We start from the raw sequence: 25,634 nt of genomic DNA on the forward strand, positions 1-25,634 counted from the left end.
GAATCATAGAAGTCGCCCCAGTACTAGTCAACCAACTGGTTGATAAAAACTCGGCTTGGCTGCGCCGGTCCTTTGTCAGGGTCTCAGTGCATTGAGCGCGAACTCGATCACATGCCGCCGCCGCTGCACCAGCGCGCCCTTGGAGCCCAGCGACTTGCCGAAGATGGCCGACAGCGTGTGGTTGTTGGAGAAGAAGAAGTACGAGATGCCGGCGATGGAGATGTAGAGGTGGACGGCGTCCATGTCGCGCCGGAACACGCCCTGCGCCGCGCCGCGCTCCAGCGTGCGCTCCAGCATCTCGATGAAGGGCGAATGCATGCGCTTGAGCCGCTCGGAGGCCAGGATGTGCTGGCCCTGGTTGCGGTTCTCGTCGGCCAGCAGTGCGATGAATTCAGGGTGCTCGGCCAGGTAGTCGAAGGAGAAGCCGATGAGCTGGGTCATGGCGTCCACCGGCTCCAGCGCGCCCAGCGACAGTGCCTGTTCCTTCTCGCGGATCTGCGCATAGACCGATTCGAGCGCCACCAGGTACAGGCCCTGCTTGCTCTCGAAGTAGTGGTAGACGAGCTGCTTGTTCACGCCGGCCACGCGCGCGATCTCGTCCACCCGCGCGCCGGCGAAACCGCTGCGCGAGAACTCGTCCACGGCCGCCTGCACCAGGGCTTCGCGGGTGGCCGCGGCGTCGCGCCGGGCCGTTGCCTTCTTGGGCGCAGAAGCAGCTGCGGCCCGTGTGGGTGTGAGGGTGGCCATGGAACTCCTTGAATGCTTGTTCTGGATGGAAGCGATTGCTAGTCAACCAAACAGTTGGTAGCATGAATTTTAGTCCTGCGAATCAGCCTTCATTCTGGAGTGATCCCATGCGCCTTCCCGCGTCGAGCCGTCTTCTTCTTCCTCTCCTGTGTGCCGCTGGCCTGTCGATGGCCGCGGGGCTCGCGCAGGCGGCGGACACCGTCAACCTGATGCTGAACTGGACGCCGACGGCGGACCATTCGCCGCTGTATTTCGCCCGCGCCAAGGGTTGGTACAAGGAGGCGGGCATCGATCTGAACATCGAGGCGGGCAAGGGCTCGGCGCTGTCGGCCCAGCGCGTGGGCGTGGGCGGCGCGAACATCGGGATCGCCGACCTGCCCACGGCCATGCAGGCGGTGGGCAAGGGTGCCGATCTCAAGGCCGTGATGGTGATCTACGCCAACAGCCCGCAGGGCTTCTACTGGCTCAAGTCCTCGGGCATCCAGGGGCCCAAGGACTTCGCCGGCCGCAAGATCGGCAACCCGCCCGGCGACGCGGCGCGCCTGATGTGGCCCGCCTTTGCCAAGAAAAACGGCATCGATGCCGGCGGCGTGAACTTCGTGAACGTGAGCCCGCCGGCCAAGGTGGGGGCGCTCAAGAGCAAGTCGGTGGACATCATCAGCGACTTCTACAACGAGCACGACCTGAAGGTGCGCGAGTTCGGCGAGGACCTGGGCTTCGTCTCGTGGCGCAGCGTGGGCGTGAACGTGTACGGCAACTCGCTGGTGGTCAACGGCGCCTTCCTCAAGTCCAAGCCCGAGGTGGTGCGCAAGTTCATGGCCGTCACGCAGCGCGCGTATGGCGCCTGCGTGAAGGACTTCAACCCCTGCCTGGAGGCGCTGACGGCCTCGGTCAGCGGGCTCTCGCCCGACAACCAGCGCGACCAGTGGGAGCGCATCAAGCAGCTGATGCGCGACGAGACCACCACCAAGGTGGCGCTGGGCGCTTTCGACGCAGCGCGCGTGAAGGCCGACTACGAACTGGTGCGCGAGCTGATCGGCATCGAGAAGGCATTTGACCCGGCGGCGCTGACGACCAACGAGTACCTGGACAAGGGTGTGCGCATGGCGCCTTGAGTGCCATGCCGACCCGGACCGGGCCGGCCGCGCCCAGCGCGCGCTATTCCTGCGCCGGCAAGGCCCGTGGCCGGCCGTTGTCGTCGATGGCCACGTAGGTCAGGGTGGCCTCGGTGACCTTCACGTACTCGCCCTGCTGGCGGATGCGTTCGGCGAAGACCTCGACCTTCACGGTGATGGAGGTGCGCCCCACGCGCGTGACGGCAGCGTAGAAGGACAGGATGTCGCCCACCTTCACGGGCTGCTTGAAGATGAATTCGTTCACCGCCACCGTGGCCATGCGGCCCGCGGTGTAGCGCGCCGGCAGCACGGAGCCGGCCAGGTCCACCTGGGCCATCACCCAGCCGCCGAAGATGTCGCCGTTGCTGTTGGTGTCGGCCGGCATCGGGATCACCTTGAGCACCAGTTCCATGTCGGCGGGCAGGCTCTTGAGCGGCGCATGCGTGATGGTGGAAGTGGTCATCGGCACAATCTCGGAAAACAACAGGGCCGCGATTGTCATGCAGGCGACGCAGCCCCCCGCCATGTCACGCGCCTACGCCTCCTCGACCGCCGACGTCCCCGCTGCTGCCACCGGCCCTTCGGCCGGGCGTTCCGATGCAGCCACCCTGCGGCGGCTCTTTCCCTACCTGTGGCGCTACAAATGGCGGGTGCTGGCGGCGCTGGCTTTCATGGTGGGCGCCAAGCTGGCCAACGTGGGCGTGCCGGTGCTGCTCAAGCACCTGGTGGACGCGATGGACATCCGGCCCGGCGACGCCCAGGCGCTGCTGGCCGTGCCCGCGGCGCTGCTGCTGGGCTACGGCCTGCTGCGCTTTTCCACCTCGCTGTTCACCGAGCTGCGCGAACTGGTCTTTGCCAAGGCCACCGAGGGTGCCTCGCGCTCCATCGCGCTGGAGGTTTTCGGCCACCTGCACAGCCTGAGCCTGCGCTTTCACCTGGAGCGCCAGACCGGCGGCATGACGCGCGACATCGAGCGCGGCACGCAGGCCGTGCATTCGCTGATCTCGTACTCGCTCTACAGCATCGTGCCCACGCTGATCGAGCTGACGCTGGTGCTGGGCATCCTCGCGGTGCGCTTCGACGCCTTCTTCGCCGTCATCACGGCGGCGGCGCTGGTGCTGTACATCGCTTTCACCGTCTTCGTGACCGAATGGCGCACGCAGTTCCGCAAGGCCATGAACGAGCTGGGCGCGCGGGCGCAGAGCCGGGCCGTCGATTCGCTGCTGAACTACGAGACCGTCAAGTACTTCGGCAACGAGGGCTTCGAGGCCCGCCGCTACGACGAGCAGCTCGAACGCTACCGGCGCGCCGCCGTGAAGAGCCAGACCACGCTGTCGCTGCTCAACACGGGCCAGCAGCTGCTGATCGCCATCAGCCTGGTGGCGATGCTGTGGCGCGCCACGCAGGGCGTGGTCGACGGCCGCATGACGCTGGGCGACCTGGTGATGGTCAATGCCTTCATGATCCAGCTGTACATCCCGCTCAACTTCCTGGGTGTGCTGTACCGGGAGATCAAACAGAACCTGGTGGACCTGGAGAAGATGTTCACGCTGCTCTCGCGCGAGCGCGAGGTGGCCGACGCCCCCGGCGCGCAGCCGCTGCGCATCGGCGCAAACAGCAGCGTGCGCTTCGAGGACGTGCATTTCGCCTACGACGCCGCGCGGCCCATCCTGCGCGGGCTGAGCTTCGAGATCCCGGCCGGCCAGACGGTGGCGGTGGTGGGGCCTTCGGGCTCGGGCAAGTCCACGCTGGCGCGCCTGCTCTATCGCTTCTATGACGTGTCGCCAGAAGGCGGCGGCCACATCAGCATCGGCGGCCAGGACATCCGCAGCGTCACGCAGGCCAGCCTGCGCGCGGCCATCGGCATCGTGCCGCAGGACACCGTGCTGTTCAACGACAGCATTGGCTACAACATCGCCTACGGCCGCCCGGGCGCCACGCAGGATGAGATCGAGGCCGTGGCGCGTGCCGCGCGCATCCACGACTTCATCGCGGGCCTGCCGCAGGGCTACCAGACGCAGGTCGGCGAGCGCGGGCTCAAGCTCTCGGGCGGCGAGAAGCAGCGCGTGGCCATTGCGCGCACCTTGCTGAAGAACCCGCCGATCCTGATCTTCGATGAGGCCACTTCGGCGCTCGATTCGGCCAACGAGCGCGCCATCCAGGCCGAGCTGGAAAGCGCGGCCCAGGGCAAGACCACGCTGCTGATCGCGCACCGGCTGTCGACGGTGGTGCATGCGCAGCAGATCCTGGTGCTCGAGGCGGGCCAGGTGGTCGAGCGCGGCACCCATGCCCAGCTGCTGGCCGCGAACGGGCGCTACGCCCGGATGTGGGCCCTGCAACGCAGCGAGCCTTCCTCTTCATCGCCTGCGCCCGCACCGGCCCACCCCATGCCGGCCTGAAATCCGTCAGCGCCTTCCGCCTTTCACCGTTCGCCAGGAGCCCTCCCGTGTCCGACAAGATTCCGCTGCTCGTGATCAACACCCTGCTGCCGCAGCATCAGGCGCAGATCGGCGCGCTGTATGAGCTGCACCACGCGCCCGACGACAAGGATCGCGCGGCCGTCATCGCGGCCCATGGCGCGCGCATCCGCGCCGTGCTGACCATCGGCGTGACGGGCATCAGCGAAGCCGAAGTGGCGCAGTTGCCCAACCTGGAACTGGTCTGCTGCCTGGGCGCGGGCTTCGAGCGCCTGCCCATGGCGGCGCTGCGCGCGCGGGGCATCGTCACGGCCAACGGCGCGGGCACCAACGACGACAGCGTGGCCGACCATGCGCTGGGCCTGCTGATCGCCAGCGTGCGCGAGATGCGCAAGCTCGACCGCCTGTGCCGCGAAGGCGTGTGGCGCGACGCCATCGCGCAGCCGCGCAACGTCTCGGGCAAGAAGCTGGGCATCCTGGGGCTGGGCACCATCGGCCAGAAGATCGCCAGGCGCGCCCAGGCCTTCGACATGGAGATCGGCTATCACAACCGCAGCCCCAGGGCCGGCGTGCCGCACCGCTACTTCGATTCGGTGCTGGCACTGGCGCAGTGGTGCGACTTCCTGGTCTGCGCCGCGCCGGGCGGGCCGGCCACCCGGCACCTGATCGACGCGCAGGTGCTGCGGGCGCTAGGGCCGGATGGCTTCCTCGTGAACATCGGCCGCGGCAGCACGGTCGACACCGAAGCGCTGGCCCATGCGCTGCGCGAAGGCCTGATCGCCGGTGCCGGGATCGATGTGTATGAAAGCGAGCCGCAGCGCCCCGAATTGCTGATCGGCCTGGACAACCTGCTGCTCACGCCCCATGTGGCTGGCTGGTCGCCCGAGGCCACGCAGGCCAGCGTGGACCGCTTTCTGGCCAACGCCCAGGGCCACTTCGCCGGCCGCGGCGTGGTGTCGCCCATCTGAAAACCCCGTCAGGCCCGGCCCATAATCGCGCCCCATGGAAACCAAGTGGCTCGAAGATTTCGTGAGCCTGGCCGAGACCCGCAGCTTCAGCCGATCGGCGCAGCTGCGGCATGTGACACAGCCAGCCTTCTCCAGACGCATCCAGGCGCTGGAGGGCTGGGCCGGCACCGACCTGGTGGATCGCAGCTCCTACCCCACGCGGCTCACGCCCGCCGGGCAGACGCTCTACACCCAGGCGCTGGAAATGCTGCAGGCGCTGCAGAGCACGCGCGCCATGCTGCGCGGCCATTCGGCCGTGGCGCAGGACGTGATCGAGTTCGCCGTGCCGCACACGCTGGCCTTCACCTTCTTTCCTTCCTGGGTCACCTCGCTGCGCGAGCAGTTCGGCCCCATCAAGAGCCGGCTCATCGCGCTGAACGTGCACGACGCCGTGCTGCGCCTGGTCGAAGGCAGCTGTGACCTGCTGATCGCCTACCACCATCCCTCGCAGCCGCTGCCGCTGGACACCAACCGCTATGAGATGGTGAGCCTGGGCGCCGAAGAGGTCGCGCCCTGGGTGCGGCCCGAGGCCGACGGCTCGCCACGCTTTCTGCTGCCCGGCCAGCCCGGGCGCCCGCTGCCCTATCTGGGCTATGCCCCCGGTGCCTACCTGGGCCGGGTGGTCGACCAGCAGCTCAAGAACTCGGGCCGGCCCGTGCATCTGGACCGGGTCTATGAAACCGACATGGCCGAAGGCCTGCGCGTGATGGCGCTCGAGGGCCATGGCATCGCCTTCCTGCCCGAAAGCGCGGTGCGCCGCGACGTGCGGGCCGGGCGGCTGGTCAGCGCGCTGCCGCCGGAGCTGTCCAGCCTGGTGGCCACCATGGAAATCCGCGCCTACCGCGAGCGGCCCATGCCGCAGGCTGCGCGGCCGGGCGTGCGGCAGTCCACGGCGGTCGAGTCGCAGTCCAGGCGGGCCGCCGACGCACTGTGGGCCTTCCTGGCCCGGCCCGGCTGATCGCCGCCTGACCGAGGGTTGATGCCCTGCGGTCATGAGGGCCATGCATGCCAAGCTGCGCACACGGCATTGGCAAGCCGCCGGCCCTGCCCCTACAGTGCGGCCTGCCCGGCGAGCCTGTTTCGCGTATGGCACAGACTTTGGTGGTCCCGGGGGCCTGCGCTTGCATCGGCAAATCCCTTAGGCACAAAGGCTGCTAGATGGCTTGCAATTCATCGTCCGACAAAAGCCTGCGTCAAAATGAAGCGGGCCGTCGATGGCACAGGCACGCAAGGTGCGTCCTGCACCAAGGTGATGCGGGTATTCCCGTGACACAGTGTGTCTAGAATTTCGTTTTGTGTTCACCGTCATTCCCTAGGAGTTCTGAATGAAGAAACAAGCACTGGTTCTGGTTCTTGCGGCGCTGGCTGCGGGCGGCGCCTTCGCCCAGGCCAACGACACCCTGGCCAAGATCAAGGCCAGCGGCACCATCAGCCTGGGCGTGCGTGATTCGTCTGCGCTGTCGTTCACGCTGGGCAATGGCAAGTACGTGGGCTTCCACACGGAAATGGGTGAACGCATCATTGCCGACCTGTCCAAGGCGGCCGGCAAGGAACTGAAGATCACCTACACCCCCGTGACCTCGCAGAACCGCATTCCGCTGGTGCAGAACGGCACCGTGGATCTGGAGTGCGGCTCCACCACCAACAACGCCGCACGGCAGAAGGACGTGTCCTTCGCCATGACCACCTACGTGGAAGAAGTGCGCATCCTGACCAAGGCCAATTCGGGCATCAACGGCATTGCCGACCTCAAGGGCAAGACCGTGGCCACCACCACCGGCACGACCTCGGTCCAGACCCTGCGCCGCAACAAGCGCGCCGAAGGTGTGGACTTCAAGGAAATCATGGGCAAGGACCACGCCGACAGCTTCCTGCTGCTGGAATCGGGCCGCGCCGATGCCTTCGTGATGGACGGCTCCATCCTGGCTGCCAACGCATCCAAGTCGCGCAACCCCGCCGACTTCAAGATCGTGGGTGAAGTGCTGTCGGTGGAACCGATCGCCTGCATGGTGCGCAAGGACGACGCGGCCTTCAAGACCGCCGTGGACAACAGCATCAAGCGCCAGATCGCCGACGGCTCGCTGGCCAAGCTGTACGACAAGTGGTTCATCCAGCCGATCCCGCCGGCCAACACCAAGATCGGCCTGCCGATGTCGGAAGCCACCAAGGCAGCCTGGGCGAACCCGAACGACAAGCCCATGGAAGACTACAACAAGTGATTCACGTCACACTGATTCCGTGAAGAAACGCAAACACCCGCCATCAAGGCGGGTGTTTGTTTGGGGCTGCGTCAAGTAAGAGAGGTGCCGAATGGCAAATTGGGAATGGCAGGTGTTCTGCAAGGACACCATCGAGGGCGAAATCGTCCCTCGCTGCTTTGGCTCCGGCGGGAGCGTGACTTACCTGGACTGGATGATGTCCGCCTGGGGCTGGACGGTGTCCGTGGCCCTGTGCGCGCTGGTGCTGGCGCTGGTGGTGGGCTCCATCATCGGGGTGCTGCGCACGCTGCCTGACAGCCCCTGGCTGGTGCGGCTGGGCAATGCCTGGGTCGAGCTGTTCCGCAACATCCCGCTGCTGGTCCAGATCTTCCTCTGGTACTACGTGGTCCCGGCGCTGGTACCGCCCATGCGCGACTTCCCGCCCTTCATCCTGGTGGTGATCGCCCTGGGCCTGTTCACTTCGGCGCGCATCGCCGAGCAGGTGCGCGCGGGCATCCAGGCGCTGCCCAAGGGCCAGCGCTATGCGGGCATGGCGGTGGGCTTCACCACCTTCCAGACCTATCGCTTCGTCATCCTGCCGATGGCCTACCGGATCATCATTCCGCCGCTGACCAGCGAGTCGATGAACATCTTCAAGAACTCGTCGGTGGCCTTTGCAGTGTCCATTGCCGAGCTGACGCAGTTCTACCTGCAGGCCGGCGAGGAAACCTCGCGCCAGATGGAAATCTACATCGGCGTGGTGGCGCTGTACGTGATCTCCGCCATGGCCATCAACCGCATCATGGCCTTCGTCGAAAAGAAGGCGCGCGTGCCGGGCTTCGTGGCTGCAGGCGGCACGGGCGGAGGGCATTGATATGAACCCCCACGCTCATCACTTCGTGTATTCGCTGCCCCCCGAGGGGGCACAGGCCTCCCTTGGGGCGGCCCGGCGGGAGGCCTGATATGAATCTCGACTTCGGTTTCTACAACTGGGACGTCATCAGCAGCTACGTCCTCAAGGGCCTGTACTTCAGCGTCTTCCTGACCTTCGTGGCCACGCTGGGCGGTGTGTTCTTCGGCACCCTGCTGGCGCTGATGCGCCTGTCGGGCAAGAAGTGGCTGGACATGCCGGCGGCGATCTACGTCAACGGCATGCGCTCGGTGCCGCTGGTGATGGTGATCCTGGGCTTCTTCCTGCTCGTGCCCTTCATGATCGGCCGGCCCATCGGCGCCGAGAGTTCGGCCATCATCACCTTCATCGCCTTCGAGGCGGCCTACTTCTCCGAGATCATGCGCGCGGGCATCCAGTCCATCCCGCGCGGCCAGGTCTTCGCCGGGCAGGCCGTGGGCATGAGCTACAGCCAGAACATGAAGCTGGTGATCCTGCCGCAGGCCTTCCGCAACATGCTGCCGGTGCTGCTCACGCAGACCATCATCCTGTTCCAGGACACCTCGCTGGTCTACGCCATCGGTGCCTACGACCTGCTCAAGGGCTTCGAGACCGCGGGCAAGAACTTCGGCCGTCCGACCGAAAGCTACCTGCTGGCCGCCGTCGTCTACTTCGTGATCTGCTTCTCGCTGTCCTATGTGGTCAAGCGCATCCACAAGAAGATCGCCATCATCCGCTGAACCCCGACCCAGGAAGGATTAGTTCCATGTCTGAAAAAATGATCGAAATCAAGAACGTCTCCAAGTGGTACGGGCCCGTGCAGGTGCTCAACGACTGCTCGGTCAGTATCAACAAGGGCGACGTGGTGGTGGTGTGCGGCCCCTCGGGCTCGGGCAAGTCCACGCTGATCAAGACGGTGAACGCGCTGGAGCCGATCCAGAAGGGCGACATCATCGTCAACGGCATCAAGGTCAACGACCCCAAGACCAACCTGCCGCAGCTGCGCTCCAAGGTGGGCATGGTGTTCCAGCACTTCGAGCTGTTCCCGCACCTGTCGGTGACCGAGAACCTCACGCTGGCGCAGATCAAGGTGCTGGGCCGCAAGCCCGACGAGGCCAAGACGCGCGGCCTGAAGATGCTGGACCGCGTGGGCCTGATGGCGCACAAGGACAAGTTCCCGGGCCAGCTCTCGGGTGGCCAGCAGCAGCGCGTGGCCATTGCGCGCGCGCTGTCGATGGACCCGATCGTGATGCTCTTCGACGAACCCACTTCGGCGCTGGACCCCGAGATGGTCGGTGAAGTGCTGGACGTGATGGTCAGCCTGGCCAAGGAAGGCATGACCATGATGTGCGTGACCCACGAGATGGGCTTTGCGCGCAAGGTGGCCAGCCGCGTGATCTTCATCGACGTGGGCGGCCGCATCCTGGAAGACTGCACGAAGGAGGACTTCTTCGGCAACCCCGAGGCCCGCCAGCCGCGCACCAAGGACTTCCTCAACAAGATCCTCCAGCACTGAGCGCCACGGCGCCTCGGCAATGACAAAGCCCCGCATCGCGGGGCTTTGTCGTTTGTGCAGCGAAGGCCTTCGCCGGTCTTACTTCTTGCGTGCGGCAATGGCCTTCTCGGCCTTGTTCACCAGGTCATTGCCCACCGTGGGCTTCCACTTGTTGTAGACCGGGCGCGTGGCCTTGACGAAGGCTTCGCGTTCGGCCGGCGTGAGCTGGGTCACCGTCACGCCAAAGCCGGCGATTTCCTTGAGCAGCGGCTTGTCGGCCTCCACCAGCCCCTTGCGGGCCAGCGCCACTTCTTCCTTGCCGGCGTCGATGGCGGCCTGGCGCACGATGGCCTGGTCAGCCGGGGTCCAGGAGTTCCAGATCTCCTTGTTGACCACGAAGATCAGCGGGTCGGCCACGTAGCCCCAGGTCGTCACGTACTTCTGGCCCATGTTGTGCAGCTTGAGCACGGGGAACATGAACAGCGGGTTCTCCTGGCCGTCCACCGCGCCGCTGGCCAGCGCGGGCTGCGCGTCGGCCCAGCTCATCTGCGTGGGGTTGGCGCCCAGGGCCGTGAAGGTGTCGGCGAACAGCGGCGAGCCCACCACGCGCAGCTTCATGCCCTTCATGTCTTCGGGCGACTTGATCGGGCGCTTGGAGTTGCTGACCTCGCGGTAGCCGTTCTCGCCCCAGGCCAGCGGCACCACGCCGGCGCGGTCCAGCCGCGTGAAGATGTCCTTGCCCACCTCGCCCTGCGTCAGCGCGTCGATGGCGGCATGGTCGGGCATCAAAAAGGGCAGCGAGAACAGGTTCAGTTCCTTGATCTGCGGCGACCAGTTGATGGTCGAGCCCACCGCCATGTCGATCACGCCCTGGCGCAGCGCGCTGAATTCGCGCGTCTGGTCGCCCTGGATCAGCGAGACGCCCGGGTACAGCTTGATGTTGATGCGGCCCTGCGTGCGCTCCTTGACCATGTCGGCCCAGATCTTGCCGGCCATGCCCCAGGGCGTGGGCGGCCCCAGCACCAGCGAGAGCTTGTACTCGGCCTTGTAGTTGCTCTGGGCCAGCGCGCCGGCCGAGAAGGTGGCCAGCGCCGTGGCCACGGCCGCCAGGCCGAGCAGAGTGCGACGGAATTTCATGGGACAGGTCTCCTCTTTGGATAAATCAGTCAGTAGCCGAGCTTGTTCGGCAGCCACAGCGCCAGTTGGGGCCAGGCGATCACGGCCACCATGACCAGGGCCATGGCGAACAGCATCCAGCCCACCCAGCGCACGGTCTCTTCCATGCGCACCCCGGCGATGCGGCACGAGACCATCAGATTGACGGCCAGCGGCGGCGTGAACTGGCCCAGCGCCACCTTGAGCGTGAGGATCACGCCGAACCACACCGGGTCCCACTGGTAGTGCTGCATGATGGGCCACAGCAGTGGCACGAAGATCAGGAAGATGGACACGCCGTCCAGGAACATGCCCACGGTGATCAGCAGCAGGATCAGGAGCGCGAGCACGCCGTACTCGCCCAGGCCCGAGTTCACGATGGCCTTGGCCACCGGGTCGATCACGCCCAGCGTGGACAGCGAATAGGCAAAGATGCCGGCCAGCGACACCACCAGCAGGATCACGGCCGACAGCTCGCCGGCCTCGCGCAGGATGGGGAACAGGTCGCGCACGGTGATCGTGCGGTGCACCGCCATGCCTACGAACAGGCCGTAGAACACGGCGACCACGGCGGCCTCGGTGGGCGTGAACCAGCCCATGCGCATGCCGCCCAGGATCAGCACCGGCGCGGCCAGGCCCCAGATCGCCTCGCGCAGGCTCTTCCAGAAGGGCGGGCGGGGCAGGGCGGCTTCGAGTGCGCCCATGTTGTTGCTGCGCGCCATCCACACGGCCGGGATGATCAGCGCCAGCCCGGCCAGCACGCCCGGCACCATGCCGGCGGCGAACAGCGCCGGCACCGAGGCGCCCGGCACCAGCACCGAATAGACGATGAAGGCCACCGAGGGCGGGATCAGGATGTCGGTGGCAGCCGCGGCGCCCACCACGCTGGCCGAATAGGCCTTGGGGTAGCCGGCGCGCGACATGGCCGCGATCATCACGGCGCCCACGGCCGCCGCGTTGGCCGGGCCCGAGCCCGAGATGCCGCCCAGGAACATCGCCACCACGATGGCCACCAGCGGCAGCATGCCCGGTCCGCGGCCCACGATGGCGATCGCGAAGTTCACCAGCCGCAGCGCCACGCCCGAGCGGTCGAAGATCGAACCCACGAGCACGAACATCGGAATGGCCAGCAGCGGGTACTTGCCCAGGCCCGCATAGAAGTTCTGCGGCACGGCCAGCAGGCCGAACCATTGCGCGTCGGCATTGGCCAGCGCGATGCAGGCCGCACCGGCCAGGCCCAGCGCGGCGCCGATGGGCACGCCCAGCAGCATCAGCGCCAGAAAGCCGACGAAGAGCAGCGTCGCGATCATGCCTGCCCTTCTTCCTGCGCGAGGGGCGCACGGCTGCGGCGGATGAACAGCCCCACCGCGCGCAGCCCGATGCCCGTGCACACGATGGGCAGCCAGATCGAATACCACCACTGCGGCAGGCCCAGGCCGGGCGAGGTCTCCTCGAAGCGGTAGTCGTCCCACACCACGCGCAGGCTCAGGGCCGCGATCAGGAAGAACAGCGCCGCCACCATCAGCGCGCCCAGCTGGGCCAGGCGCTTGCGCCGCAGCGCCGAGCCGCGCTCGGTGAAGTACTCGATGCGGATGTGCCGGTCGCGCGCCACGGCCGCGCTGCCAGCCACCATGGCCAGCAGGATCATCAGAAAGACCGAGAACTCCTCGGTCCAGGCGAAGGACTGGTCGCTCAGGTAGCGCACCAGCACGTTGGCAAAGGTGATGCAGGCCAGCAGCGCCATGATGATGACGGTGGCCCAGTCCTCGATGGCCAGCGGCACCTTGGCGGGTTCGTCGGCGGCGGGCAGGTCTGGGGGCAAGGGGCTGGCGGCGTCCAGCTGGGCGCCGGACTCGGGTGGTGTGGTCATCGACAGGCGGGGAGGCAGAACGAACGGAAGCAGCGGACGGGAACGCGGGAGGCAGCAGAAGAAGACGCAAGGCGGCGCTGTCGTGGCCGGCCGCCGGGCGCGGGCTCTGCGCCGCGGCAGCAAACAGGGGCGCATGCTACGGGCGCAACGCCCCTTGCGCTCCTGGGGGCTTCACTGAGGCAGCGCTTTGCGCGACAGCCGCGGGCCTGCAGCAAAAGACATGGTGAAGGGCGGTTTCTCGCGCCGCACTGCCTTTACGATACTGTTCATGCATCCAGTATTCGGGGCCTGAAGCGATGGAGCTGCAGGCCAAACTCGCCATCCTGGCGGACGCCGCCAAATACGACGCCTCCTGCGCGTCCAGCGGCTCCAACGCGCGCCATTCGCTGGGCGGGCGCGGCATCGGCTCGACCGAGGGCATGGGCATCTGCCACAGCTATGCGCCCGACGGCCGCTGCATCTCGCTGCTCAAGATCCTGCTGACCAACCACTGCCAGTACGACTGCCTCTACTGCGTCAACCGCGCCAGCAGCAACGTGCCGCGCGCACGCTTTTCTGCCGACGAGGTGGTGCAGCTCACGCTCGATTTCTACCGCCGCAACTGCATCGAGGGCCTGTTTCTGTCCAGCGGCATCGTCAAGTCACCCGACTTCACGATGGAGCAGGTGGTGGAGGTGGCGCGCGCCCTGCGCGAAGACCATGACTTTTGCGGCTACATCCACCTCAAGACCATTCCCGATGCCAGCCCCGAGCTGATCGCGCGCGCGGGCCGCTATGCCGACCGGCTCAGCATCAACGTCGAGATGCCCACCACCGACGGTCTGCAGGCGCTGGCGCCCGAGAAGGACGAAAGCGCCATCCGCCGTTCGATGGCGCGGCTGCGGCTGCAGATCGACGATGCACGCGAGGAGCGCAAGCGCGTGGTGCCCATCCGCGCGCTGCCCGGCGCCACGCCTGTGGCCACCAAGCCGCCGCCCTTTGCGCCGGCTGGCCAGAGCACGCAGATGATCGTGGGCGCCGACGCCACCGACGACCGGCGCATCCTGGCCACCAGCGCCACGCTCTACGGCGCCTACCGGCTGCGCCGCGTGTACTACTCGGCCTTCAGCCCCATTCCCGATGCGGCGCGCGCGCTGCCGCTGGTGGCACCGCCGCTGATGCGCGAGCACCGCCTGTACCAGGCCGACTGGTTGATGCGCTTCTACGGCTTCGAGCACCAGGAAATCGTCTCGGCTTCCAACGGCCTGCTGCGGCTGGACGTGGACCCGAAGATGGCCTGGGCGCTGGCCCATGCCGAGCGCTTCCCGGTGGACCTCAACCGCGCGCCGCGCGAGATGCTGCTGCGCGTGCCGGGCCTGGGCGTGAAGGCCGTGGAGCGGCTGCTGCAGGCGCGCCGCGTGCGCCGCCTGCGGGCCGAAGACCTGCGCAGCCTGCATGTGCCCGCGCGCAAGGTGCTGCCCTTTGTGGTGGCCGACGGGCATCGGCCGGCCGCGGGCGATGCCGCGCGCGCCGCGCAGCAGTTGCGTGCGCCCGCGCCGCCCGTGCAGGCCTCCCTGTTCTGAGGGCCCAGCCATGCAGGTGCGCCTGGCAGACCCCATCGACCTGGACGGCTTCAGACGCCAGGCGCGCCAGCTGCTCGCGGCCGGCGTGCCGCCGCAGGAGGTGCAATGGTGTGAAGGGCCGGGCCAGAGCCTGTTCGACGATGACAGCGCGCCAATGCCCGCGCTGCGGCCTGCGGCCCCCGCGCCGCGCGTGCCGGCCGCCTTCGTCGAGCTGTGCCGCCGCCTCATCCTGCACCGCGACCCGCAGCGGCTCGATCTACTGTATCGGCTGCTGTGGCGCCTGGCGCACGAGCCCGCGCTGCGCCACGACCCGCTCGATGCCGACCTGCTGCAGGCCCAGCGCATGGCGCGCGCCGTGGCCCGCGACATCCACAAGATGCGTGCCTTCGTGCGCTTCACGCGCGTGGCCGAAGGCGAGGGTGGCGCAGAGCGGCATGTGGCCTGGTTCGAGCCCGAGCACCGCATCGTCGAAGCCAATGCGCCCTTCTTCATGCGCCGCTTTGCGCAGATGCGCTGGGCCATCCTCACGCCGCAGCGCTGCGTGGCCTGGGATGGCCATGCGCTGCGCATGGAGCCCGGCGCCGACGCCTCGGCCCGCCCGCCGCCCGATGCCGGCGAAGCCCTGTGGCTGACCTACTACGAGCACATCTTCAACCCCGCGCGGCTCAAGCTGGCCATGATGCGGCGCGAGATGCCCGTGCGCTACTGGAAGAACCTGCCCGAGGCCGCGCTGATCGCGCCGCTCTCGGCCGCTGCGCAGCAGCGCAGCCAGGCCATGATCGAGGCGCCCGCCACCGAGCCGCGGCGCATCCGCGCGCCGCAACCCATTCACCTGCTGCCGGCCGCCGGCAGCGCCCCCGCCAGCCTCGAAGAACTGCGCGCCGCCGCGCATGCCTGCCGTGCCTGCCCCATCGGCGCGCTGGCCACGCAGGCCGTGTGTGGCGAAGGGCCCCGGGCCGCGGCGCGCATGCTGGTGGGCGAGCAGCCGGGTGACCAGGAAGACCTGGCCGGTCGGCCCTTCGTCGGCCCCGCGGGCCAGTTGCTGGACCGCGCCATGGCCGAGCTGGGCTGGCCGCGTGAATCGGTCTACCTGGCCAATGCCGTCAGGCATTTCAAGTTCGAGCTGCGCGGCAAGCGCCGCATGCACAAGACGGCCGGGCAGCGTGAGGCCCTGGCCTGCGCGCCCTGGCTGGGCCACGAGATCGACCTGGTGCAGCCCCAGGCGCTGGTGGCCCTGGGCGCCACGGCCGCGCGCACGCTGCTGGGCCGGTCCGTCGCCGTTCAGGCCGAGCGGGGCCGCTGGCTGCACGAGCGCGCCGACGGCCGGGCCGTGCTGGTCACCTTGCACCCCTCGGCCCTGCTGCGCCTGCCCGAGGCCCACAGGCCAGCGGCCTACCGCCAGTGGCTGGCCGACCTCGCGCTGGCGCGCGCACCGGTGGCCTGAAGGGCTGTGGCTGCGTCGGGCCGATGGGAGAATCCCATGCCATGACCGACACACTCACGATCACCCGCCCCGACGATTGGCATCTGCATGTGCGCGATGGCGCGCCCCTGAAAGACGTGGTGCCCCATTCCGCGCGCCAGATGGGCCGCGCGCTGATCATGCCCAACCTGCGCCCGCCCGTGACCACGGCGCAGATGGCGGTCGACTACCGCGAGCGCATCCGGGCCGCCCTGCCTGAAGACGCGCGCTTCGAACCGGTGATGTCGCTCTACCTCACCGACAAGCTGCCGCCCGAGGAAATCGCACGCGCAGCGGCGGCCGGCGTGAAGGCCCTCAAGCTCTACCCGGCCGGCGCCACCACCAACAGCGATGCCGGCGTGACCGACATCCGCAAGACCTACGCCACGCTGGCCGCCATGCAGCAGCACGGCCTGCTGCTGCTGGTGCACGGCGAAGTGACCGACCCCGCGGTGGACCTGTTCGACCGCGAAGCCGTCTTCATCGACAAGGTGCTGATCCCGCTGCGCCGCGACTTTCCCGAACTCAAGATCGTGTTCGAGCACCTGACCACCAAGGAAGGTGCGCACTACGTGCGCGACGAGGGCGGCGACGTCACCGCCGCCACCATCACGGCCCACCACCTGCTCTACAACCGCAACGCCATCTTCACGGGCGGCATCCGTCCGCACTACTACTGCCTGCCCGTGCTCAAGCGCGAGACCCACCGCCTGGCGCTGGTGGAGGCCGCCACCAGCGGCAGCCGGCGCTTCTTCCTGGGCACCGACAGCGCGCCGCACCCCGCGCATCTGAAGGAACATGCGCTGGGCTGCGCCGGCTGCTACACCGCGCTCACCGCCATCGAGCTGTATGCCGAGGCCTTCGACAACGCGGGCGCGCTGGACAAGCTGGAAGGCTTTGCCAGCTTCCACGGCCCGGACTTCTACGGCCTGCCGCGCAACACCGACACGATCACGCTCAAGCGCGAAGCCTGGACCGTCCCCGAAACCGTGCCCTTCGGCGAGGCCACGCTCAAGCCGCTGCGCGGCGGCGAGGCGCTGGGGTGGAAGCTGCTGGGAGGCTGAGCCATGACCCGCGACACCGCCTTGTTCATCGACGCGGACAACGTGACCGCAGCCCTGGCCGATGAGGCGATGCGCCAGTTGCGCAAGGCGGGCGCGGCGGTGTCGATCAGACGGGCCTACGGCGGTGACGAAAAGCTGGGCGGCATGAAGGACATGCTTCGTCGCCACGCCTTCAAGGCTTTCATCAACCACGGCAAAGGCACCACGGACGTTGCGCTGGTCGTCGATGTGATGGATCTGCTGCATGCCGGGGCCCTGCCCGACGAGGTCACCATCGCATCGAGCGACGCAGACTTTGCGGCGCTGGCCGTGCGCCTGCGCGAAGCGGGCATCCGCACGGTCTGTTTTGCCCATCGGCAGAAATCGGACGAGCCCGCGCTCGGGCGCGTGTACGACGAAGTGGTGTACGACGACATGGTGCTGCCCGTGCCAGCGGGCGTGCCTGCTTCGGCAACCATGGCATCGGTGCCCGCGCCCGTCGCGCCGCCAGTTGCGGTGGCCAAGGTGCCCGCACCCGCACCAGCACCTGGCAGCACGGAAGACGTCGAACAGGTCCGGCGAATCCTCGCCGTCTTTCCAAAATGGCTGCCCAACACGGTTCGTCAGCTCAACCAGTTGGGCGCACCGCTGCGTGACGCCAAGATCAAGACGGGGAACAGGCCGCTGCACGAGCTGTTTCGCAAGAGCCCCAGTTTTTTCAAGGTGATGCCCGCCACAGGGCCAGCCAAGCAGGTCAAGCTGCTGCAAAGGCCGCCGGCCCATTGAACCTGGGCATTTCTGCTGATGATCTCTGGCGTGAACTGGGCCGAGCCTTGGCTGGCGCCGTATGCAGGCGCAGGCCGTTGCGCGCAAGCAGTGATCCCGCAGCTTGGCGTGGCCGGGGCGCTGAACACCCACGGCTGCGCAGGACCGCCCCGCTTTGTCGAACAGCAAGCCCTGCCGGCGAACGAGGCCTACGAATCCTTCATCGCCCGCACCGGCACCGTCCCCACGCGCGACAACTTCCATGATTTCTTCAACGGTCTGGTCTGGCTGGCCTTTCCGCAGGCCAAGCGGCGGCTCAACGACCTGCAGGCGGCCGAGATCGCGCGCTGCGGCGTCGGCCCCACGCGCGGGCCGGTGCGCGATGCGCTGACGCTGTTCGACGAGAACGGCGCCGTGCTGCAGGCGCCGTCCGCGCTGTGGGAGGCGCTGCGCGCGCGCGACTGGCTGCGGCTGTTCGTCGGCCAGCGCGCGCTGTGGCAGCAGGCCCGGCTGCTGGTCTTCGGCCATGCGCTGATGGAAAAGCTGCTGGCCGGCCGCAAGGACGCCACCGCCCACGTGCTGCTGGCGCCCGGAAGCGGCGCCTTTTCCATCGCGCCCGAAGACGGCGCCATCGCCGCCGCGCTGCAAGCCGGGCATTTGGCGCAAAAGCCCTTCACGCCGCTGCCCATCCTCGGCGTTCCGCTCTGGTGCGCAGGCAATGAAGACTTTTGCTTTTATGATGATCTGCGAGTCTTCAGACCGCGCCGGAACCCAGAAAAAACAACAAGAAAGGCGCCTGCGCACGACCGCCGTGCCGCTTGAAGCGGGCCCTGGGGCCCCCATCTGCACGGCAGCATTCCTCCCACGGAGAAATCCCCTTGAAACGCATCTTTCTGTTCGTCCTGACCAACGTGCTGGTGGTGGCGGTGCTGGGCATCGTCGCCAGCCTGCTGGGCGTCAACCGCTTCCTCACCCAAAACGGCCTCAACCTCGGCGCGCTGCTGGGCTTTGCGCTGATCATGGGCTTCGGCGGCTCGATCATCTCGCTGCTGATCTCCAAGCCCATGGCCAAGGCCAGTGCCGGTGTGCGCCTGATCAACGAGCCCCAGTCGCCTGACGAAGCCTGGATCGTCGCCACCGTGCGCAAGTTCGCCGACCAGGCCGGCATCGGCATGCCCGAGGTCGGCATCTTCGAGGGCGAGCCCAACGCCTTCGCCACCGGTGCCTTCAAGAACTCGGCGCTGGTCGCCGTTTCCACCGGCCTGCTGCAGAACATGACGCGCGAGGAAGTCGAGGCCGTGATCGGCCACGAGGTGGCGCACATCGCCAACGGCGACATGGTCACGATGACCTTGATCCAGGGCGTGATGAACACCTTCGTCGTGTTCGCCTCGCGCGTGATCGGCTATGCGGTCGACTCCTTCCTGCGCCGCGGCGACGACCGCGAAAGCAGCGGCCCGGGCATCGGCTACATGGTCACGACCATCGTGCTGGACATCGTGCTGGGCTTTGCCGCCGCCATCGTGGTGGCCTGGTTCTCGCGCCAGCGCGAGTTCCGTGCAGACGCCGGCGCCGCCCAGCTGATGGGCCGCAAGCAGCCCATGATCAACGCCCTGGCGCGCCTGGGCGGCCTGCCTGCCGGCGAACTGCCCAAGGCGGTGGAAGCCATGGGCATCACGGGCAAGCTGGGCAGCCTGTTCGCCACCCACCCGCCCATCGAACAGCGCATCGCGGCGCTGCAGAACGCGCAGCAGTGAGACGCTGAGGCATGGCGGCTCAGGCGCGGTGGCTTCTGATCGGGGCCATCGGGCCCTGGCTGCTGGCCGGCGCGCTGCAGGCGGCACCTCTCAGCGATGCCGATGTGGCTCAGGCCCAGGCGCTGCTGGGCTTCGATGTGGTCATGGACACGCTGATCGACGATGCGGTGCGCGAATTGCGCGACGAGATCCGCACCAGCACCGACCAGTTGTTTCCCGACTTTGTGCCGCCGGACAGCGCCCTCGGCAGTGCGGAGCGCGCGAGTCTGCACGAAGCCATGGGCCAATGTGTGGCCCGGCAGGTGCGGCCGGCGTTCGCGGCCTGGTCGGCCGAAGCCTTCCGGCACATGTTTGAGAGCCGCGAGAACCTGGCCGCCTGGGTTGATTTCTCTCATACCCCTGCCGGCGTGTGGCTGCTGGCGGACCTGCGCGCCCGGCTGCACGTTCCGCGCGGTGCGGCAATGGCGCCGCCGTCCGAGCGTCTGGCCGACCTGGGCGCCGAGGACCGGGCGGCCCTGCGCGCTTTTCTGGGCAGCCCTGCGGCCCAGGTGCTGCGCAGGAAGAAACAGGCACCTGCCGCGCTCTCCGATGCGACCCTCGATGCGTTGGCGCAGCAGGTCATCCACGAGTGCGTAGTGGCCGACGAGGTGCTGCAGCTGCTGGAACAGCTCAAGAAGGGCACGGCCGCCGGCAGCGGCCGTTGACGGCCCGCTGCCCACGCGTGCTCATCGCTTTTTCTTTTTGTGTCAGTCCGCTGCGGCCTGCCCGGCGGCCGCAGCGCGCTCGCTCCTGACGCGCTGCAGCGTGCGGGCCACCTCGGCGGGGTTCATGCCGTACATGTCCGCAAATTCCTTCTCGCTACTGCGGCCGCTGGCCTCGAAGGCGCGCAGCAGCGCTTCGCGCTTGGCGGCCTGTTCGGCCAGCAGGGCGAGGGCTTCGTCGAGCACGGCATTGTTGTTGGCGTCGCGCGAGCGCACCAGCACGGCATAGGCCTCGCGGTCCAGGCCTGAGGTTTCGACCGCGCGGGCCAGGCGCGCCACCAGTTGAGGGCGCAGGTCTTCTTCGGTGCGCTGCGAACGGCGGCGGTGCAGCTCGAGGATCGCGTGATGCACATGCTCGGGTGCGACCGCCTCGGCGACGTTGCCGTCGAGGTCGTGGCGCGGATGGCCCGCGGCCACGCTCTCGAGGTAGCGGGTGGAGCGCGCATGCAGGCCCATGGCCACCTTCAGTTCCTCGGCCTTGAACTCCTCGGGATGGCGGGCGATCAACTCTTCGAACACGCCGCGCTTGAGCGGCAGGAAGCGCGCGCCGAACAGGTTCGGGTACAGCTCGAACAGGCGCTCGAGCACGGGATGCACCTTGCGTTGCTGGCGCGCTGGCTGCTGCTGTGGCTGCGGGCCCTGTGCGGGCTGCGCCTTCCTGGAGCGGCGCTGCTTTTGCGGGCGCGGCCTGGCCTGCGCGGGCGCCGAGGGCGCGTCGGCAGCGGCTTCCGGCACCGTGGCTGCGTCACTGCTGTCGCCCCGCAGCGCCTGCAGTTGCTGCGCCATGTCGAGGCGCTCGCCCCTGGGGCGGTGCGACTTGTTGTTGTTCGGGTTGGCGGTGCTTGCTTCGGTCATTTTTGGAGATTCGGCCCGAGGCACGAGGCATCAAAAAAAGATTCAGTGGAATGCGCTCGCGCAGGCAGCGCGGCGGGCGAAATGGGGGCTGGGCGCATTGTCGTTTCTGTCGCCGCCATCAAAGCGCAGCGCCCGCACGCGCAAGCTGACGACCGATCAGCAGCCTGAAAGGCAGCAGCATCAGCACGCCCACGGCCAGCTTGACCAGCAGGTCGCCCAGCGCCCAGCTCAGCCACGGCCCGCCGGTGCCGGCGAAGCCGATGCTCCAGAACACGGCGCTGTCGAGCAGCGCGGCGGCCAGCGTGGCCACCAGCGGGGCGCGCCACCAGGCGCCAAGGCGCAGTCGGTCGAACACGCGGATGTCCAGCAGCTGCGAGGCGATGAAGGCCGCGCCCGAGGCGATGGCGATGCGCGCGGGCGCCAGCCACAGCGAAGCCGCGACCGCCACCGCAAACCCCACCCAGGCCACGCGCCGCGCCAGCGCGGGGCCGAAGCGGCGGTTGACCAGCTCGCTGACCAGGAAGGCCACCGGGTAGGTGAAGGCGCCCCAGGTCAGCCAGTCGCGCAGCGGGCCTTCAACGGCGTACTGCACCAGGATGTTGGAGGCCAGCACGACGGCCGCCATGGCGGCGATGGCCAGGGCGAACCAGGGCGCGGTCGGCCCGGCAAAGGGAAAGGGCGCACGCGAAGTCGGGTTCACTGAGGTACCTTCGCGCTGACGCGCTGCGGTGCGAGCGCCTTCGGGCGGCCGGGCGGCGCTCATGCCGTCACCTGCCGGGCTTGCTGCCCGGACGCCGCCAGCGCGCGTGCCACGGCTTCGGCCACCTTGATGCCGTCCACGCCGGCCGACAGGATGCCGCCCGCATAGCCCGCGCCTTCGCCGGCCGGGTACAGGCCGGCCAGGCCCGGGCACTGCAGCGTGTCGTTGTCGCGCGCGATGCGGATGGGCGAGGAGGTGCGCGTTTCCACGCCGGTCAGTACCGCATCGTGGCGGTCGAAGCCCGGGATCTTCTTGCCGAAGGCCGGGAAGGCCTCGCGCAGGGCTTCGATCGCATAGGCCGGCAGCGCGGCATGCAGGTCGCCCAGCAGCACGCCGGGCTTGTAGCTGGGCTGCACCTCGCCAAATTCCTTCGACGGCGTGCCCGCGACGAAATCGCCCACCAGCTGGCCGGGCGCGCAGTAGTCGCGGCCGCCGAGCACGAAGGCCTGCGATTCCAGGCGCCGCTGCAGCGCTATGCCCGCCAGCGGATGCGGCTTGCCCTGCACGCGCTCCAGCGCCTGCGGCGACAGGTCGAGGTTGCTGTAGTCGGTGGGGTAGTCCTCGGGCGTGATGCCGACCACGATGCCTGCGTTCGCGTTGCGCTCGGCGCGCGAATACTGGCTCATGCCGTTGGTCACCACGCGGTTCGGCTCGCTGGTGGCGGCCACCACGGTGCCGCCCGGGCACATGCAGAAGCTGTAGACCGAGCGGCCGTTGCTGGCGTGGTGCACCAGCCGGTATTCGGCCGCGCCCAGGGCCGGGTGGCCGGCATGGCGGCCCCAGCGCGCGCGGTCGATCAGGCCCTGCGGATGCTCGGCACGGAAGCCGATCGAAAAGGGCTTGGCCTCGATGGGCGCGCCGCGTTCCCACAGCATGGCAAAACTGTCGCGCGCGCTGTGGCCCAGCGCCATCACCACATGGTCGCAGCGCAGTTCATGGGTCTGGCCGCTGGCCTGGTCGCGCACCACCAGGCCGCGCACCCGGCCGGCCTCCACATGCACGTCGCTGACCTTCTGCTCGAAGCGGATCTCGCCGCCCAGCGATTCGATCTCGGCACGCATGTTCTCGATCATCTTCACCAGGCGGAAGGTGCCGATGTGCGGGTGCGCCTCCCACAGGATTTCCTCGGGCGCGCCGGCCTTCACGAACTCCTCGAGCACCTTGCGCCCCAGGAAGCGCGGGTCCTTGATCTGGCTGTAGAGCTTGCCGTCGGAGAAGGTGCCGGCGCCGCCTTCGCCGAACTGCACGTTCGATTCGGGGTGCAGCTCTTTTTTGCGCCACAGGCCCCAGGTGTCCTTGGTGCGTTCGCGCACGGTCTTGCCGCGCTCCAGCACGATGGGCTTGAAGCCCATCTGCGCCAGCAGCAGCGCCGCGAACAGGCCGCAGGGGCCGAAGCCGACGACCACGGGGCGCGAGCCCCCTTCGGCCGCCCGCACGGGCGCGCGATAGGCCATGTCGGGCGTGGGCTGCAGGTGCGGGTTCTTGGCGTTGGCCGCCAGCAGGGCCGCTTCCCGGGCCGGATCGGCCAGCGCCACATCGGCGATGTAGACGGCCAGCAACTGCGGCTTGCGCGCGTCGAAGCTGCGCTTGAAGACGGTGTGGCTGGCGACCTGTGCGGGCGCGAGGCCCAGGGTCTGCGCGATCAGCGCGGGCAGCGCCTCGGGCGCGTGGTCTAAGGGAAGCTTGAGTTCGGACAGGCGGATCATGGTGCGCGGGCCCGTGGTGATCGGGCATTCGGCGAGGCCGCCATTGTCCACGACCCGCCCGCGGCGGCCAAACGCACGGCGTTCAGCCCATCTGCCGCTGCGCCTTGACCCAGCGCTTGAACACCTCGGGGTCTTCCAGCATCCGCTGCTCGCGCTGCAACTCGCGCAGGGCGTTGTTGATCTTGGTGATCTCGTGCCGCAGCCGGTCGGCCAGCAGTTCGGGGCGCAGCTTGCCGTGCGGGTTCAGGCCGTGGCGGGCCTTGAAGTCGGCCTCCACGGTGCGCAGCTCCTGCTTGAGCTCGCGCAGTTGGCCGGCCAGCAGTTCGTTGTAGTGCACCAGCTTCGCGTCGGCCAGCCCCTGCAGGTGCGCGGCGTCGATCTGCGCGATCTCCAGTTGCAGCTGCAGCAGATCGAGCAGCCGGTTGGCCGCATAGGCCTCGTTCACGCGCTGCATCAGCGCGGTCTTGCGCTGGCGCTCCTTCTCGTCGGGCTCGCGGTCGGGGTGCAGGGCGCTGACCAGCTGGCGGTAGACGGCGCGCACCGACTGCGTGGCCTGCACCACCTCTTCCTTTTGCCGATGGGCCTGCTGTTCGCGCGTGGTGCCCTTGCGCTGGCGCTCGGCGCGGCGCTTCTCGCGCGCGGCCGCGGCCTTGGCGCGCGCAGCGTCCAGCTCGGCTTCCATGCGGTCCAGCAGGGCCTCGGTGTCGTCGTCAATGTTCTCCTCGGGCGCGGCCTCGTCGGCAGGCGCATAGCGTTCGTGCACGGCCGTCAGATGGCGGCGCCGCGCCGCATCGTCTTCGCCCGGCAGCAGGCTCTGGGCGATCTGCGCGATCAGCGCGTGCAGGGCCTGCGCATCGGTGCGGCCCAGCCGCATGCCGCCCGATGCGGCGTGGTCCAGAAAGTCCAGCAGCGCCACGTGCTGCGCGCGGTACTGCGCGTGCACGGGCAGGTAGTCCTGCAGGTAGCGCTGCTCGTAGCTGTCGATGGCGCCTTGCCATTGCGCGAGCAGCGCGCGCTGGGCCGCAATCTCCTCATGCAGGCGGGCGAAGCGCTGCTGCTCGGCGCTTGGGGGCGCGGCACCGTCGTCGGCCGGGTCCAGGTGCAGTCGGCGTGCGGGTGCGTCGGGCATGCGGCTTCTGGCTCCTCGCGAATCGGTGGCGGGGCTCAGGCGGCGCTCAGCGCCTGCCAGGCGCCAAAGAGCAGCGTGCCGCCGGCCAGGCACAGCAGCCCGCCCACCAGGGCCTTGAGCGTGCGCGGCTCGAACTCGTGCGGCAGCCAGCGATGAAAGCGCGAGACCAGGTAGACGGACGGGAAGGCCGCGGCCGTCAGCAGCGCAGCCTGCAGCGAAAACTGGCCCGTGGGCAGCACCACCGCCAGCCGCACCAGGCCGCCCAGCGCGAAGCTCAGCAGCAGCACGCGCCGGATGACGTCCGCCCCCAGCGGCTGGCGGTACATGTGGAACACCAGCGGCGGACCGCCACTGGAAAACAGCCCGCCCAGCAGGCCCGACAGCACGCCTACGAAGGTGAAGCTGGCGCGGCCCGAGAGCTGGGCGCGGGGGCGCGTCTGCAGCATGAACAGCAGCGCGCACACCAGGATGGCCAGGCCCAGCAGGCCGCGCAGCGCGTCCATGGCCGAGCCGCTGAGCCAGGCCAGCAGCATCAGCCCGCCCAGCACGCCGACCACGCTGCCGTTGAGGATGGGCCGCAGCAGGTGCCAGGGGTTGTGCGCCGGGTGCCCGCGCAGGTAGGCCCAGGCATTGACCAGCGACAGCACGCTGGCCGCATTGGCGGCATCGTTGATCGAGGCGACGTGCAGCACCGAGCACAGGCCCAGCAGGATCAGGCTGAAGGCGAAGCCGGTGAGGTTCTGGGCGTAGGTGGCAACGCCCGCGCAGGCGGCAAAGGCAAGGGCAGGCCCGGCCAGGGCCTGAAGTTGAAGCGACATGGGAGGCGGGCGAACGGGTTGGGCCGGCAGCGGTGGCCGGCGCCCGGGCGCGGGGGGCTCGAAAAGGGCCGTATTGTCGGGCAGCCATCGACAGGCCGCCCGACGCGCCGCTGCGGCGCAGCG

The 25,634-nt window shown here is 68.4% G+C and carries 25 protein-coding genes; 15 read left to right on the forward strand and 10 right to left on the reverse strand.

The annotated features are described in order from the left end of the window. Positions 1-75: 75 nt before the first annotated feature. Positions 76-747 carry a TetR/AcrR family transcriptional regulator gene (locus PGB34_RS15820; RefSeq protein WP_271429069.1) on the reverse strand — a complete coding sequence of 224 codons (672 nt, stop codon included), beginning with the start codon at positions 745-747 and terminating at the stop codon, positions 76-78. Between the two features lie 107 nt (positions 748-854). On the opposite strand from PGB34_RS15820, the gene PGB34_RS15825 reads away from it, so the two are divergent. Next, a complete protein-coding gene (locus PGB34_RS15825) occupies positions 855-1,862 on the forward strand; it encodes an ABC transporter substrate-binding protein (RefSeq protein ID WP_271429070.1) in 1,008 nt (335 codons plus the stop codon). Positions 1,863-1,905: 43 nt separating this feature from the next. Here the strand turns inward: PGB34_RS15825 and PGB34_RS15830 are convergent, their stop codons facing one another. Further along, on the reverse strand, positions 1,906-2,325 hold the full coding sequence (locus PGB34_RS15830) for an acyl-CoA thioesterase (protein ID WP_271429071.1): 420 nt from the start codon (positions 2,323-2,325) through the stop codon (positions 1,906-1,908). A gap of 61 nt (positions 2,326-2,386) precedes the next feature. Here PGB34_RS15830 and PGB34_RS15835 point away from each other — a divergent pair, with 61 nt between their 5' ends. The 7 genes from PGB34_RS15835 to PGB34_RS15865 all read left to right on the forward strand — a co-directional run bounded on the left by PGB34_RS15835 (position 2,387) and on the right by PGB34_RS15865 (position 9,889). Further along, positions 2,387-4,261, forward strand: coding sequence for an ABCB family ABC transporter ATP-binding protein/permease (locus tag PGB34_RS15835; protein ID WP_271429072.1), 1,875 nt, complete (start codon positions 2,387-2,389; stop codon positions 4,259-4,261). 47 nt (positions 4,262-4,308) lie between these two features. Next, positions 4,309-5,247: a 2-hydroxyacid dehydrogenase gene (locus PGB34_RS15840; RefSeq protein ID WP_271429073.1), complete on the forward strand. Its 939-nt coding sequence runs from the start codon at positions 4,309-4,311 to the stop codon at positions 5,245-5,247. Positions 5,248-5,281: 34 nt separating this feature from the next. Further along, the gene (locus tag PGB34_RS15845; RefSeq protein WP_271429074.1) at positions 5,282-6,244 is read left to right on the forward strand and encodes a LysR substrate-binding domain-containing protein; all 963 of its coding nucleotides are present in this window, start codon (positions 5,282-5,284) and stop codon (positions 6,242-6,244) included. Positions 6,245-6,611: 367 nt separating this feature from the next. After that, positions 6,612-7,505: an amino acid ABC transporter substrate-binding protein gene (locus PGB34_RS15850; protein ID WP_271429075.1), complete on the forward strand. Its 894-nt coding sequence runs from the start codon at positions 6,612-6,614 to the stop codon at positions 7,503-7,505. A 91-nt stretch (positions 7,506-7,596) separates the two neighbouring features. Next, positions 7,597-8,358 (forward strand): amino acid ABC transporter permease, encoded by a 762-nt coding sequence (locus tag PGB34_RS15855; RefSeq protein ID WP_271429076.1) that lies wholly within the window; start codon positions 7,597-7,599, stop codon positions 8,356-8,358. An 89-nt stretch (positions 8,359-8,447) separates the two neighbouring features. Next, complete coding sequence (locus PGB34_RS15860) at positions 8,448-9,113, forward strand: amino acid ABC transporter permease (protein WP_271429077.1); 666 nt, start codon at positions 8,448-8,450, stop codon at positions 9,111-9,113. A gap of 38 nt (positions 9,114-9,151) precedes the next feature. Further along, entirely contained in the window at positions 9,152-9,889 is a 738-nt protein-coding gene (locus tag PGB34_RS15865) for an amino acid ABC transporter ATP-binding protein (protein ID WP_271429175.1), read from the forward strand. Positions 9,890-9,967: 78 nt separating this feature from the next. Here the strand turns inward: PGB34_RS15865 and PGB34_RS15870 are convergent, their stop codons facing one another. The 3 genes from PGB34_RS15870 to PGB34_RS15880 are packed head-to-tail and all read right to left on the reverse strand — an operon-like array spanning position 9,968 to position 12,893. Further along, the gene (locus tag PGB34_RS15870; protein ID WP_271429078.1) at positions 9,968-11,005 is read right to left on the reverse strand and encodes a DctP family TRAP transporter solute-binding subunit; all 1,038 of its coding nucleotides are present in this window, start codon (positions 11,003-11,005) and stop codon (positions 9,968-9,970) included. Positions 11,006-11,034: 29 nt separating this feature from the next. Next, the gene (locus PGB34_RS15875; RefSeq protein WP_271429079.1) at positions 11,035-12,333 is read right to left on the reverse strand and encodes a TRAP transporter large permease; all 1,299 of its coding nucleotides are present in this window, start codon (positions 12,331-12,333) and stop codon (positions 11,035-11,037) included. Next, a complete protein-coding gene (locus tag PGB34_RS15880; protein ID WP_271429080.1) occupies positions 12,330-12,893 on the reverse strand; it encodes a TRAP transporter small permease in 564 nt (187 codons plus the stop codon). Before PGB34_RS15880 ends, PGB34_RS15875 begins: the two co-directional genes overlap by 4 nt. A gap of 296 nt (positions 12,894-13,189) precedes the next feature. On the opposite strand from PGB34_RS15880, the gene PGB34_RS15885 reads away from it, so the two are divergent. The 7 genes from PGB34_RS15885 to PGB34_RS15915 all read left to right on the forward strand — a co-directional run bounded on the left by PGB34_RS15885 (position 13,190) and on the right by PGB34_RS15915 (position 20,186). Beyond that, a complete protein-coding gene (locus tag PGB34_RS15885) occupies positions 13,190-14,455 on the forward strand; it encodes a putative DNA modification/repair radical SAM protein (protein ID WP_271429081.1) in 1,266 nt (421 codons plus the stop codon). Between the two features lie 10 nt (positions 14,456-14,465). Then, positions 14,466-15,899, forward strand: coding sequence for a UdgX family uracil-DNA binding protein (locus PGB34_RS15890; protein WP_271429082.1), 1,434 nt, complete (start codon positions 14,466-14,468; stop codon positions 15,897-15,899). Positions 15,900-15,940: 41 nt separating this feature from the next. Further along, complete coding sequence (gene pyrC, locus PGB34_RS15895; RefSeq protein ID WP_271429083.1) at positions 15,941-16,981, forward strand: dihydroorotase; 1,041 nt, start codon at positions 15,941-15,943, stop codon at positions 16,979-16,981. A 3-nt stretch (positions 16,982-16,984) separates the two neighbouring features. Then, complete coding sequence (locus PGB34_RS15900) at positions 16,985-17,746, forward strand: NYN domain-containing protein (protein ID WP_271429084.1); 762 nt, start codon at positions 16,985-16,987, stop codon at positions 17,744-17,746. A gap of 18 nt (positions 17,747-17,764) precedes the next feature. Continuing rightward, on the forward strand, positions 17,765-18,547 hold the full coding sequence (locus tag PGB34_RS15905) for a DUF3025 domain-containing protein (protein ID WP_271429085.1): 783 nt from the start codon (positions 17,765-17,767) through the stop codon (positions 18,545-18,547). Between the two features lie 56 nt (positions 18,548-18,603). Further along, entirely contained in the window at positions 18,604-19,482 is an 879-nt protein-coding gene (gene htpX, locus PGB34_RS15910; RefSeq protein WP_271429086.1) for a protease HtpX, read from the forward strand. A gap of 143 nt (positions 19,483-19,625) precedes the next feature. Continuing rightward, positions 19,626-20,186, forward strand: a complete 561-nt coding sequence (locus PGB34_RS15915; protein ID WP_271429087.1) for a hypothetical protein — start codon at positions 19,626-19,628, stop codon at positions 20,184-20,186. A 42-nt stretch (positions 20,187-20,228) separates the two neighbouring features. Here PGB34_RS15915 and PGB34_RS15920 read toward each other — a convergent pair whose 3' ends face one another. The 5 genes from PGB34_RS15920 to PGB34_RS15940 all read right to left on the reverse strand — a co-directional run bounded on the left by PGB34_RS15920 (position 20,229) and on the right by PGB34_RS15940 (position 25,511). Then, a complete protein-coding gene (locus tag PGB34_RS15920; protein ID WP_271429088.1) occupies positions 20,229-21,098 on the reverse strand; it encodes a ProQ/FINO family protein in 870 nt (289 codons plus the stop codon). Between the two features lie 118 nt (positions 21,099-21,216). After that, positions 21,217-21,723 carry a VUT family protein gene (locus PGB34_RS15925; protein WP_271429176.1) on the reverse strand — a complete coding sequence of 169 codons (507 nt, stop codon included), beginning with the start codon at positions 21,721-21,723 and terminating at the stop codon, positions 21,217-21,219. A gap of 134 nt (positions 21,724-21,857) precedes the next feature. Beyond that, positions 21,858-23,564: an NAD(P)/FAD-dependent oxidoreductase gene (locus PGB34_RS15930; protein ID WP_271429089.1), complete on the reverse strand. Its 1,707-nt coding sequence runs from the start codon at positions 23,562-23,564 to the stop codon at positions 21,858-21,860. Positions 23,565-23,646: 82 nt separating this feature from the next. Then, entirely contained in the window at positions 23,647-24,693 is a 1,047-nt protein-coding gene (locus tag PGB34_RS15935; RefSeq protein ID WP_271429090.1) for a J domain-containing protein, read from the reverse strand. Between the two features lie 35 nt (positions 24,694-24,728). Then, positions 24,729-25,511 (reverse strand): TSUP family transporter, encoded by a 783-nt coding sequence (locus PGB34_RS15940; RefSeq protein ID WP_271429091.1) that lies wholly within the window; start codon positions 25,509-25,511, stop codon positions 24,729-24,731. Positions 25,512-25,634 lie beyond the last annotated feature (123 nt).

This window comes from Xenophilus arseniciresistens (assembly GCF_028023875.1).
Taxonomy (GTDB): Bacteria; Pseudomonadota; Gammaproteobacteria; order Burkholderiales; family Burkholderiaceae_C; genus Xenophilus; species Xenophilus arseniciresistens.